Here is a 13,253-nt window from a genome sequence, read left to right on the forward strand (position 1 = left end):
TGAAATGTTTAACGAAATGATGTTTAGTAGTACTAGAGAGAGAATGAAATTTATTGATATTATTGTTAATTAGTATAAAATATTGATTGGATTTAACTAGTTAACAAACATTTAGTTAAAAGGAGAGTTACCTAGATGACTAATTTCGCCATTGTTGGTTGCGGACATATCGCAAAGAAACATGCAGAGGCAATTGATAACGCAGAAGGTGCAAAACTCATTGCAGTATGCGATATGATTCCAGAGAACATGGAGTATTATACAGAGAAATATGGTGTTCAGGCTTTTACTGATTTAGCCGAGCTTTTAAAATTAGATGACCTTGAAGTAGTTAACATTTGTACACCGAGTGGGTACCATGCTCCGATTGCTATTCAGATTGCAAATGCTAAAAAACATGTTGTAGTTGAAAAGCCAATCGCACTAACGATCGAGGATACAGATGCCATTATTTCAGCGTGTAAAGAAAATGATGTGAAGTTATCGGTTGTTCATCCGAATCGTTTCCGTCCAGCGATCATGGAATTAAAAAAGGCACTTGATGCAGACTTAGTAGGAAAGCTAAGCCATGCTAATGCGACAGTTCGCTGGAATCGAAACCAAGAATATTATGATCAAGCACCGTGGAGAGGTACTAAGTCTCTTGATGGCGGAGTTTTAATGAATCAAGCTATCCATAACCTTGACTTGCTTTTATGGACGATGGGTGAGGTTGATGAAGTTTACAGTATGGCAGCAACAAGATTGCGTAACATTGAAGCAGAAGATGTTTCTACGGGTGTTGTGCGATTTAAAAATGGTTCATTAGGGATTATTGAAGCTGCAACGACAATTTATCCATCTAATTATGAAGAATCTTTGAGTATCTTTGGTGAAACAGGTACAATTAAGATTGGCGGTAAAACGGCTAATTATGTCGAGCACTGGGATGTGAAAGACATGGATGAAAGCCAGGTAACAGATCTTATGGAATCTGTTAAAGCCGATCCGTTTGGAAAGCCAGGTCACCAGTGCATCATCGAAGATATGGTAGAGGCGATAAAAGAAAACCGTGAACCCATTGTAACGGGTGAAGACGGAAAACGTGCGTTAAGTCTAGTACTGGCGCTATATGAATCTGCTGATACAAGCAAACCAGTTAAACTATAAAGTAATCTCCCCTGAAAGAGAGGAATATTGAATGTCTAACGAATTAGAATTAAGCTCAGTTTCAAAAGAATTATTAGGTAAGATCGAATCAAAAACAGCAACAATCGGTGTAGTAGGTCTTGGTTATGTTGGTCTTCCTCTTGCTGTTGAAAAAGCAAAAGCAGGATATAAAGTGATCGGATTTGATGTTCAAGAAAAAGAACACAGATGGTTAATGACGGAATTAACTACATTGGTGATGTAGTTGACGCAGAGTTAGCAGAATTAACTTCTTCAAAACAAATTCTTGCTACGACAGATTATTCGCTTATTAAAGAAGTTGACGCTGTGGCTATTTGTGTACCAACACCGTTGGACAAGTATCAGCAGCCAGATACCTCTTATGTTGAAAGTTCAGCTACAGAGATTGCAAAATTTATTCACCCTGGAATGCTTATCGTTCTTGAAAGTACAACTTACCCTGGAACGACAGAAGAAGTTTTGAAGCCGATCCTTGAAAAGAGCGGCCTTGTTGCAGGTAAGGACTTCCATTTAGCCTATTCACCTGAACGCGTTGACCCAGGTAACAAAGTATACAACACAAAGAACACACCAAAAGTTGTTGGTGGTATGACTGCACAATGTACATCTATCGCAGCAGCGATGTACCGTTCTGTTCTTGAAGGCGATGTTCATGAAGTATCTAGCCCAAGAGTAGCTGAAATGGAAAAAATCCTTGAAAATACGTTCCGTAACATCAACATTGGATTAGCAAACGAAATGGCAATCCTATGTAATAAGATGGACATTAATGTTTGGGAAGTAATTGATGCAGCGGCAACTAAGCCATATGGCTTCATGGCGTTCTACCCTGGTCCAGGACTAGGTGGACACTGTATTCCGATCGATCCTTTCTATCTAACTTGGAAAGCTCGTGAGTATGACTATCACACACGTTTAATCGAAACAGCTGGCGAGATCAATAACCAAATGCCGGATTTCGTACTTGAACGTACAATGAAAATCCTAAACGAAGACAAGAAAGCATTAAACGGAGCAAGAGTGGTATTACTTGGTGTTGCTTATAAGAAAGACATCGATGATATGCGTGAGTCTCCTGTATTGCCAATTCTTGAGAAACTTGAACTTGCTGGTGCTGATTGGGTTGTAGTAGACCCGCATGTAACAGAGTTTAAGCTAAATGGTGAAATGCATAAAACGCACGAAATCTCAAAAGAACTATTACAAGGTGCTGACCTCGTTATGCTTACAACAGATCATACTAGCTTTGATTACGATATGATCGCAGAAAACAGCCCTGTAGTCTTTGATACTCGTAATGCACTTAAAGACCAGGCTCCTTCAATCAAAAAATATCATTTACTATAAGAGTGACAGGATGAGATAACCATTCATTTGGCTATCTCTTTTCCTGATTTTAGAACGGTTTTTACTGGTCCATACTAATTGGTAAATGTTTATACCCCGTCCTTTCGTATGAATGGTCACCTTGATAAATGCATGATCGAAAACTGTTATGTAAGGAATAGCGAAGAGTATAATTTGAAGGAGAATAAAAAGATGAAGTTTTTAACTGTATTAGGAGCGAGGCCTCAGTTTATTAAAGCGGCTCCGGTTTCTCGAGAACTACGAAAAAATCACGAAGAATTAATTATTCATACAGGTCAGCACTATGATAAAAATATGTCTGATATTTTCTTTGAAGAATTACATATCCCTAAACCCGATTTTCATCTAGGGATCGGATCGGCTTCTCATGGCAAACAAACGGGTGAAATGCTCGCTAAAATAGAAGATATCATCCTTCAGGAAAAACCTGATTATGTATTGGTATATGGCGATACCAATTCAACGCTGGCAGGTGCACTCGCTGCCGCTAAGCTTCATGTTCCTGTTGTGCATATTGAAGCAGGACTTAGAAGTTTTAACAAAAGAATGCCTGAAGAAATAAACCGCATCATGACGGATCATGTTTCTGAATATCTCTTTTGTCCAACAGACACAGCGATTAAAAACCTTACAGATGAAAACATGAAACATAATGTAATCAATGTAGGAGACGTTATGTATGATGCAGTAGAATATAACCGTCAACTTGCAGAAAACAACTCTGATATTTTGAATACATTCGGATTAACATCGAAAGAGTATCACCTGATTACGGTTCACCGTGCAGAGAATACGGATGATCCTGAAAAGATTTCTTCAATCCTTGCTGCTTTTTCCGAGATAGAAGAAGTGAAAGTTTGGCCGATGCATCCTCGTACAAAGCACGTGATCGAACGCTTGAATTTAAGTTTAGATGATATTCCTAACTTAATGATCGTTGAGCCTGTAGGATATTTGGACATGCTAAAACTTGAGAGCAATGCCAAAAAGATTTTAACAGACTCAGGCGGTGTACAAAAAGAGGCATACTTTATGGAAGTTCCATGTGTCACGCTTAGAGAACAAACAGAATGGGTAGAAACGCTAGAAAGTGAAGCTAACATTCTTGTTGGAACGGATAAAGAAAAAATCTTAGCCGCTGTAAACAAAGAGGTTACTCCGACCTATAAAAATCTTTTGGTGACGCAAAGGCAGCTGAAAAAATAGCGAACTATTTTAATTAATCGCTTGTTTAAAAATGAGGTTAAACATATGAGAATCATTTTATTAAGTCAGCATTTCCCTCCTGAGGTAGGTGCGCCACAGATCCGTCTGTATGAAGTCAGTAAAGAACTTATCAAAAGAGGTCACCAAGTAGAAGTTGTGACGGCATTTCCGCATCATCCTCATGGCATAATTCCTGATGAATATAAGGGGAAGTTTTATCAATTTGAGGAGTATGAAGGAATTCCCGTGCACCGTTCGTGGATCTATCCAAGTCCAAAGGGCAGTTTTTGGAGAAGGCTGATGTCCTATTTTTCTTTTACATTCAGTGCCTTTTATTCGATGGTAAAAGCAAAGAAAACGGATGTAATCATTTGTACCTCTCCACCTTTGTTTTTAGGAATTACGGGTTATCTTTCTTCTAAATTCAAACGAGCGAAGTTTGTTTTTAATGTAGCTGATATTTGGCCAGAGTCTGCCGTAGAGCTTGGAATTCTTAAGAACCAAAAATTTATTAAAATGGCTGAAAAACTGGAGTCATTTCTATACAAAAAAGCATGGAAGATTGCGACTGCTACAGAAGGTATTGCAGATTACATGCTGAAAAAGGGAAAAAAAGAAGAATCTGTTTTTCTTTTGCCGAATGGGGTAAATACAGAGACTTTTAAGCCGAGAGATAAGAACGCAGATTGGCTGCAGAAGTTAGGATTTGAAGGGAAAAAGGTGTTTACCTTTGCAGGCCGTATTGGTTATGCACAAGGGCTGGATTCCGTCATTAAAGCTGCCAAAATAGTTGAAAGCACAAACCCAGAGATCAGATTTCTATTTATAGGCGACGGTCCCGAAAAAGAAGAGCTCATACAGTTAAAAGAGAGTATTCAAGCTGAGAATGTAGTTTTTCATGATTCCGTTCCAGTAACAGAAATGCCAAATATCTTTTCTATTACTGACTTTAGCATCGTTTCGCTAAGAAATATTCCTCTGTTTCAAGGGGCAAGACCATCGAAGATTTTCCCTGCCTTAGCATCTGGGGTTCCTGTACTTTACTGTGGAGTAGGGAAAGCGCGAAGCTTATTGAAGACAGCGGCAGCGGAATTATCGCAACTCCTGAAGATGAAAAGGATATCGCGAAAAAGATCATTCATTGCGCGAGTTTAGATGAAGCTGCATACAGCCAATACTCTAAGAACGGCAGAGAATTTGTTTGCCGCGAGTTCTCTTGGTCAAGAATTGTGGATGATCTACTGGAGAATGTTCAGGAATTTAAAAAAGGCAGGGAATACGAATGAAAATTTGCCATCTGACCTCTGTGCATTCCGCTATGGATACAAGAATTCTTATTAAAGAATGCCAGTCCCTTCAGAAGGCTGGTCATGAAGTGGTTTATATCGTGCCGAATGCAGAAGACTCTGTCCAGTTCGGCGTTCAAATTAAAGGTGTTTACTCCACAGCATCTAATCGCTTAAAACGAATGGTTAATACAACCTCTCTTGTTTATGAAGAAGCGATTCGTCAAGATGCGGATGTGTATCATTTTCACGATTCCGAGTTGATTCCCATTGGCTTGAAGCTCAAATCAAAGGGCAAGAAAGTAATCTACGATGTTCATGAGGATTTGCCAGAGCAAATCCTTTCCAAACAGTGGATTCCTGGCCCTTTAAGAAAAAGCGTTGCAATAGGAGCGAGAAATCTTGAAAAATATGCGTCAAAACGCTTTGATGCTGTTGTAACAGCAACGCCTTATATAAATGAACGCTTCAAAACTTACAATAATAATTCTTTAACGATTCATAACTATCCTTTGCTTCAAGAATTAATGAATGTAAAAGTTCAAGATGATGAAACGCCTCCATTAAACGGTAACAAAAAACGTGTAGTTTATCTCGGTGGAATTTATCTATTGCGTGGAATTAAAGAGATGATTCAGTCTGTTGAAAGAGTAAATGATAAGCACGATGTAGAGTTCCGTTTAGGAGGTTCGTTTGCTCCTGCATCTCTAGAGCAAGAAGTAAAAAAGATGAGCGGTTGGAAACATGTTAACTTTCTTGGTTTCTTAAATCGACAGCAGGTTAAAGAAGAATTAAGTCAGGCAAATGCCGGTATGGTCCTGCTGCATCCCGAACCGCGCTTTGTTGTTTCTTATCCGATAAAGCTTTTTGAATACATGTCTGCTGGCTTGCCCGTCATTGCTTCAAACTTTCCATTATGGGAAGACATTGTGAGAGAAAATGAATGCGGCATCTGTGTGGACCCACTTAATATAGAAGAAATTGCAGATGCGATTGATCGTATTATAACGAACCCTGAAAAAGCAGCCGAAATGGGCAAAAATGGACGGAAAGCAGTTGAAGCCCGATACAATTGGGAAAAAGAAAGTGAACGCCTTATCGAATTGTATGAAAGAATTTCGTAGCTTGATTAACGTATATCAATCAGATATTCTGATTGAGGATAAGTGTATATACTAAATATTTTAGAGAGAAGGCTAAAAAATGAAAGTACCTATGTTAGATCTTACAGAACAATATCAAAACCTAAAAGCTGAAATACTTCCGGCAATGGAAGACGTTATGTCTAATGCAAGATTCATTTTAGGTGACAACGTAAAAAAATTAGAAGCTGATGTAGCGAAGTACAGCAATGTAAACCACGGAATTGGAGTAGCAAACGGAAGTGATGCTATTCATATCGCATTGTCTGCAATTGGTGTGGGCCCTGGAGATGAAGTCATCGTTCCTTCTTTCACATTCTTTGCAACAGCAGGTGCTGTAGCACGTGCAGGTGCAACACCAGTATTCGTTGACTGTGATCCTAAGACATTTAACATTGATCCAGCTAAAATTGAAGCGGCTGTAACGGATAAAACAAAAGCAATCGTTCCTGTTCATTTATACGGACAAATGGCTGATATGGATGCCATTGTTGAGATCGCGAAGAAGCATAACCTAGGGATCGTTGAAGATGCTGCACAAGCAATCGGATCTAAATATAAAGGTAAAAGCGTGGGTGAGCTTGGAACTGCTGCAACATACAGTTTCTTCCCGACTAAAAACCTTGGTGCATACGGTGACGGTGGTATGGTCGTTACGAATGATGACGAGCTAGCTGAAAAAATGCGTGTTATTCGCGTTCATGGAAGCAAGCCAAAGTATTATCACCATGTATTAGGATACAACAGCCGTTTGGACGAGCTTCAAGCTGCTATTTTGAATGTGAAATTCCCACACCTTGATGAGTGGAGCGACCTTCGCAGAGAAAAAGCAGATAACTATACAAAACTATTGAATGAACAATTAGGTGATAAAGTGGTGACACCATTTATTGCTGATTACAGCCACCATATTTTCCACCAGTATACGATTCGTGTTGAGCGCCGTGACGAACTTCAGAAGTTTTTACAAGAGCAAGGGGTTTCTACAATGATTTATTATCCAAAACCTCTTCATTTACAGCCTGTATTTGCTGAGCTGGGTTACAAAGAGGGAGACCTGCCTGAAACAGAAAAAGCAGCAGCAGAGGCAATCTCTTTACCAATGTTCCCAGAATTGAAGATTGAGCAGCAGCAATATGTTGTTGAGAAAATTGCTGAATTCTACAGCAAAAACTAATTATAAAATTAAGTGTTCATCCCTGAATGCGACGGGGTGAACACTCTTTACATACTTACGGAAGAAGGTGTCACACATGACAGTACAAAAAGGTCAAAATGTTGTTATCGGTAATGATGTTAAGCTTGGGGATAACGTAATCATTGGGCACAATGTTGTTATTTATGATGGAGTTACGATCGGAAGTAACTGTATTATTCAGGATAACGCGGTTATAGGAAAGCAGCCAACACGTGCAAAAAACTCCATTCTGCCAGAGGTTAAAACATTACCGCCTACGGTTATCGGATCAGGTGTTACCATTGGTACTTCGGCTATCATCTATGCGAATGCAGAGCTTGCTGACGATGTTTTTGTTGCAGACCTTGCTACAGTTCGTGAACGTGTAACAATTGGGGAGAAAACAATTGTTGGACGCGGAGTATCTGTCGAGAACGATTGTAAAGTAGGTGTGAAGTGTAAGCTTGAAACAAATTGCTATATCACAGCTTACTCTGAACTTGGTGACTATGTATTCATCGCACCTTACGTGGTAACAACAAATGATAACTACATGGCAAGATCAAAAGAACGCTACGATAAATTTAAAGGTGTTACGATCAAAAACGGAGGAAGAGTAGGAGCTAACTCTACGATTCTCCCAGGTAAAGTGATCGAAGAAGACGGAACAGTTGCGGCAGCAAGTGTCGTTACAAAAGATGTGCAAAGTGAAGACCTAGTAGTAGGTTCACCAGCACGTGTGTTAAGAAAAGTTCCTGAAAATCAACTGCTTAGAAATCAATAAAGAAAGAACCGCACTGGCTTACTCATGTTTCATGCATGAATAAGCCAGTTTTATGAGAAAAGGCTGACCCAAGTTTGCTTATACCTTGGATCAGCCTCTTTTATTAGCTTCATATTATAAGGATTGTTGTTTTTAAATTATTTAGTATGAATCCTGTAACGGAAATTAACCAGTTGCAATAGCAACAAAGTTAACGAAAACAAAACCGCCTTTTAATAAGCTTTCGTTAAAGTTGTACCAGGGTAATAGAAGTCAAGTATGTTTCTAACTCCCATACCTTCTTTCGCCATCTGTTTTGCTCCATATTGACTCATTCCAATTCCATGACCAAATCCGCCGCCGATTACAGTAAATTTATCAGAGTACTCTTTTACCTCTTTAATATAAGGGAGTACATCGTGCGGGTTCCAATTAATGAACGAATATTGTAAGAGCGCGTCTTAATCGTAACACTCTTTGGTTTTAGTTCATCTTCACTCATCAGGTAGCTATTTGCATTTTTTTCAAAGTATTCTAATTCAATTTCACCCTCAATTAACTGATCTTGATGGAAGGTAGTAGTGAAGTTAACACGTTTTACCTGAGTGAATTTGATATCAGATGTTTTGTTAAGAAGTTTAACAGCATCTGATTTTAAATAGTTCTCAAATGTAGTCATAAGTGCTGCATCTTTTTCTTTTGCAGAAGTCCACCAATCATCTAAATTTTTATAATTGATGCTGCTTACATCAATCTGATTCTTAGATAAAGTGTAACTCCATTCTTTTAAGCTGCTTTCACTGCGTGAATCATAAGGATCGTTTTCTAAAACGGAATAAGGCAATCTAGATGAGCCCCATGAATTTTTATTCGTTAATTTCTTACCGCCATTTGCAGAATAATAATAGGCTTGAGCAAACCTTAAATTGTAATCGCTGTTCAATGGTTCAGATGAGTGGGTTAGAGCTAAACCAGACGTTTCTGAAACGGCTTTGTTTGTACTGTCATACCAAATGTAACCTTTGTAAACTTGATTACTTTCCGTATCATCGATCATTTTACCGCCTTTTCTTAAAACAAACGTTCTAGCAGCTACAGCTTGAGCTTTTAACGCCTCAGTTTCCCAATATGGACTCATTTCAAATGGTAAAACGCCTTTAAGATAATCTTCTAATGGGATATCAAGATTTGTTGGTCTGATATATCCACCTTCAATATTAAAATTCATGGTACCAAGATAAGAAAGATTATTTACGTTAATTACATTTGATGGACCATATTTTTGAGGTACAACGGTAAACGATGAAGAATTAAAATCCTTAACTTTTGTGGAACCTTTGTATAAAACTAATTCTGATCCATCTTTTTTAATCGTGTAATCTTCACCGGCAAGAAGCTTTGCAGGTAATGCTTCCATTACATGGTTGGCAACCGATCCTGTTCCGCCTAAAACGGTGAACTCTGATATTGCTTTGTTATCGATTATAGCTTTTGTAGGGCCAGGTATGCTCGTTGGCATCGTCAATAAAAGGGGCGCATTCATTTTTGCTGCATAAACAGAACCCGTTAAAGCATCTGCAAACGTAGTGCCAGTCGCAACAAAAGCTCGGCTAGTCGGCATCTTTAATTCTTTTAATACATTAGCAGCCACTTCAAAGCGGTTTGCACCACCGATTCGGTTTGCTCCTGGAAGTTTACTGTATACACTTGGCCCAACGCTTGCTTCTCCACCGACTACTATCGTTTTTGTGGTATTGTTTGCTTTAAGGGCTGCTTCCGTTTTGGAAGGCAGTTTGTTAGGTTGAGTTAATAGAATAGGATACCCTTTTCTTGCTGCATATGGAGCAATTGCAAGTGCATCAGGAAAGTTCATGCCATCTGCAACAATAGATGTTCCAGGAGTTCCTAATTCAGTAGAGATCTTTTGTGCTACCTCAAACCGATCGGCTCCTCCAATTCTTCTAACCGTAATATTTGGATTAATTTCTTTAATATCTTTGGATACTTGGGCAGATACACTTCCAGTACCCCCAACAATAATAACCTCTTTTGGATTTAGTGATTGTATATCTTTTCTCGTTTGTTCGGTTAAGAAATCTTTCTGTGTAAGTAAGATAGGACCTTTATATTTATAGGCAAGAGGCGCTGCTGATAAAGCATCAGCGAAAGCAGCATAATTTGCTAAAATAACAGTTTCTGCAGAGTCACCCCAGCTGTTTGAAGCTATTTTTGAAGCAACGACAAATCGGTTTGCTCCATCAAGTCGCAAAGAATTCTCAGATTTAAAGTTGTATTGTCCAGTAGTACTGATATTAAATGACGTTTTGTTACCTATGTAATTTTTTAACTTTACAGAAACTGACGGTTCTTCTGCATAACCTATTTCTGCAGATGTGAACACAAACGATGACATTAATAGAGTAGAAACAACTATTCTATTAACTTTTTTCTTTAATCTCAAAACTCATTCCCCCCAATTAATCTAGTAAAAATTACCATACAACTAGTTATTATACCTAAAAAGTTACAAAATTGTATAAAATAATATAAATTTTATGACATAAATAGATATAATTATCTAAAAATATACAATTTATATTAAATTATGACATATATATATTATTTTTGAATAGGTATTTGGTAATCGTTTCGTTACATAGTATCGGAGTAAATTAGAAATTTTTAAGAGGGAATTATGTTAGGGAGTTATTACAGAGTATAAAAAAACATCTTTCCAGGGAGGAAAGATGTTATAAACGCATATTATTTTCGGAAAACCTCAGGCAGCAATAAGATCATAAAACTAAGAATTAAGCCGATTAGGAATCCGAAGACTGCCATGTTTTTTGCATTTTCTTGAGGTTGATCTAGTTGGACTTCTTTATGCACTTCAACTGGCGTTAATCCTTTAATTATGTTGTTATATTCGCCAGGTAATTTTTGCGATTCAGAAGTAGCCATTGCTTTAGCATCTTCATAACCTTTTTTAACATCATTTTTTATGACTATAGACTTATTAATGTAATTCTTAACAATTACCTCAAGTGTTTTTTCTGTTTCTGTGGGGTTATTGCCAGTATAACTAATTTTAAGAATTTTAGCAGAAGCATTAATGACAATGTTCAATTTAGAACTTACATCGTCATCAATGTCTTTTAGAAATCCTTCGCTAGTGATATATGCTTTTGCACTTTCTGGATCAGTAAATTTTGTATAAAGTGTGTTTGATTCGTATAAATTAGCCAACTTAATTTCAGCATTCGATGTATAAGACACTGGTCCAGCTTTTTGAAAAAGGTATGCGGCTCCAGCAGTTAAAAATGGTAGTAAGATGATTAGGATTGCTAGTTTTTTAAACCTTTTCCAAATTCGATCTAATGTTTCTTTCATTTCTTTTCCTCCACTATATAGGTTGAATAACAATTTGATCTCCAATAATTCACAAAACCAATTGCGAATGCAAATAACAGCCATAAGTAATTCAGTGTAATTTGTGAGCTTGGACTTATACTTGCAAGGAAAAACGCAATTAGAGCTGTACATAGTGCTTCTGCGATCATACGGTTATTTCCTGATGTTTCTTTAAAGATATTAAACAGGTAAAAGATTAATCCCATATACAGAAACAAATACCCAGTAAATATAAATATACCATAATTGACCATTATTTCTATCCACCAATTATGAATGTTTACGATTGTGTGAGTCGGATATTCTCCGAAGAGTTTCATATAATATTCTGAATTTCCTGAGCCAATACCAAAGCCTAGAGATTCGCTGACAAAATGAATCGAATTCTTAATAAGGTTAATTCTTATATTCACGGAGCTTCCTTCACTCGTGTTAAAAAGGGTAGCAATGAGATTATAGATAGAGTTAAAGCCGTTATAGATTTTTTCAGGAACTAAAATAATTGTGATTGCACTAAGAAATAAAAGTGCAGCTATCAAGTATCGTTTTAAACGGCGTGTTGTGAAAAATAAAAACCAAAAGCTAAGTCCTAACAATATGGCGATGTAATTTGCTCTTGAAGACGTGAGAGACATGATATATAGAGCAAACAATAGCAAGCTACAAGAAGCGATTTTAACGGCAATCTTCTTCGTATTATTCAATAGTGCCAAAACAAAAAAGAAACTGATTGAGATGAAACTTGCAAAATCATTTTCATTAGCAAAAACAGAAGTAGGTATAGACTTTTGATATGTATCAATACCATAAAATCTTGAAACCGGAAAATGAATGAGCGTTAGATTGTTGATCAATCCAAAGATTAATAACAAAAGAAACATGAATATCCATACATAAAATATGTTGACGTAATGACGTTCCTTTTTAAATGTAAAGGTCACAAATAAAATTAAACTGATACCAATACCTAAAAAGATCAAATCAATAATACCTGCTTTAATCGATTTAGCCCAAATTAAAGAGGTAAGAGCATAGATCATCCAAATGATATGAAACCAAACGATAGCTTTTACATTGATCCTTGACCAAGGTATTATTTTGTCCTCTCTAAAATACTGAAATAAGAATAAAGGAAGGACAATTAAAAAGAGTAATCGGTACGGGAAAACACTGAATGGACCTACGTTCACACTTGCTATTGCTGGACCGAAAAATGAGCTGATGACCAACAAATAAAGAAGATTTTCCAAAACAGTGTTGGTTTTTATAAATGGTTTTATAACAATAAATACGAGCATTGATAGTATTAGTAATGAAGTTACCAGGAGTACCTTTTTTGAGTCTACTGAGATTCCAACATTTGATAGCGATAGCAGCCAGCCTAAAAGTATAGAGCAAATTACTGCTAAGAGAACTCGATATAGAATGCTTTTTTGTTCCTTTAGATATAACATGAAGAGCGTATAGACTCCTTTCTTTTTCTCCTACCACAATAATTGAGTATATCATAGTTTATGTCGTAAATTAGGTGCTAGTTGAGGTTTTACAAGAGTTTTAATGAATTGTAACTTTTCTTCAAAAGTTTTGATATATAGACAGTTATTGGGTTTCGGGCAATGAAAAAAAGGTATAAGTCCTTAAGTGTGTAAACGGACAGCAAAGTAAGAAGTTTGTCGAAATTTAAAGTGTAAAGAGAATGTGAATTTTTTTGATAATTGTTGTGTAATGAA

8 protein-coding genes and 2 pseudogenes are annotated in these 13,253 nt (G+C 37.1%); 7 read left to right on the top strand and 3 right to left on the bottom strand.

What is annotated here, in order from left to right; all coding sequences use genetic code 11:
- The first annotated feature begins 135 nt into the window (after positions 1 to 135).
- The 7 genes and pseudogenes from ACEWFH_RS04880 to ACEWFH_RS04910 all read left to right on the top strand — a co-directional run bounded on the left by ACEWFH_RS04880 (position 136) and on the right by ACEWFH_RS04910 (position 8,133).
- Positions 136 to 1,149 carry a Gfo/Idh/MocA family protein gene (locus tag ACEWFH_RS04880; protein ID WP_473726349.1) on the top strand — a complete coding sequence of 338 codons (1,014 nt, stop codon included), beginning with the start codon at positions 136 to 138 and terminating at the stop codon, positions 1,147 to 1,149.
- A gap of 31 nt (positions 1,150 to 1,180) precedes the next feature.
- A pseudogene (locus tag ACEWFH_RS04885) lies at positions 1,181 to 2,517 on the top strand (nucleotide sugar dehydrogenase).
- A 192-nt stretch (positions 2,518 to 2,709) separates the two neighbouring features.
- Positions 2,710 to 3,761, top strand: a pseudogene (gene wecB / locus ACEWFH_RS04890) (non-hydrolyzing UDP-N-acetylglucosamine 2-epimerase).
- A gap of 28 nt (positions 3,762 to 3,789) precedes the next feature.
- On the top strand, positions 3,790 to 4,899 hold the full coding sequence (locus ACEWFH_RS04895) for a glycosyltransferase family 4 protein (protein WP_473726350.1): 1,110 nt from the start codon (positions 3,790 to 3,792) through the stop codon (positions 4,897 to 4,899).
- Between the two features lie 127 nt (positions 4,900 to 5,026).
- Positions 5,027 to 6,154, top strand: coding sequence for a glycosyltransferase family 4 protein (locus tag ACEWFH_RS04900; protein ID WP_473726351.1), 1,128 nt, complete (start codon positions 5,027 to 5,029; stop codon positions 6,152 to 6,154).
- Positions 6,155 to 6,233: 79 nt separating this feature from the next.
- On the top strand, positions 6,234 to 7,349 hold the full coding sequence (locus tag ACEWFH_RS04905; protein ID WP_473726352.1) for a DegT/DnrJ/EryC1/StrS family aminotransferase: 1,116 nt from the start codon (positions 6,234 to 6,236) through the stop codon (positions 7,347 to 7,349).
- A gap of 76 nt (positions 7,350 to 7,425) precedes the next feature.
- Positions 7,426 to 8,133, top strand: a complete 708-nt coding sequence (locus tag ACEWFH_RS04910) for a DapH/DapD/GlmU-related protein (RefSeq protein ID WP_473726353.1) — start codon at positions 7,426 to 7,428, stop codon at positions 8,131 to 8,133.
- 370 nt (positions 8,134 to 8,503) lie between these two features.
- On the opposite strand, the gene ACEWFH_RS04915 is transcribed toward ACEWFH_RS04910, so the two are convergent.
- From ACEWFH_RS04915 to ACEWFH_RS04925, 3 genes are all read right to left on the bottom strand, one after another.
- Positions 8,504 to 10,573 (bottom strand): cell wall-binding repeat-containing protein, encoded by a 2,070-nt coding sequence (locus tag ACEWFH_RS04915; protein ID WP_473726354.1) that lies wholly within the window; start codon positions 10,571 to 10,573, stop codon positions 8,504 to 8,506.
- Positions 10,574 to 10,875: 302 nt separating this feature from the next.
- Positions 10,876 to 11,502, bottom strand: a complete 627-nt coding sequence (locus ACEWFH_RS04920; RefSeq protein WP_473726355.1) for a hypothetical protein — start codon at positions 11,500 to 11,502, stop codon at positions 10,876 to 10,878.
- Positions 11,499 to 12,977: an O-antigen ligase family protein gene (locus ACEWFH_RS04925; protein WP_473726356.1), complete on the bottom strand. Its 1,479-nt coding sequence runs from the start codon at positions 12,975 to 12,977 to the stop codon at positions 11,499 to 11,501. Before ACEWFH_RS04925 ends, ACEWFH_RS04920 begins: the two co-directional genes overlap by 4 nt.
- Positions 12,978 to 13,253: the final 276 nt, after the last annotated feature.

The organism is Fictibacillus sp. EA-CB0309, from assembly GCF_055814265.1.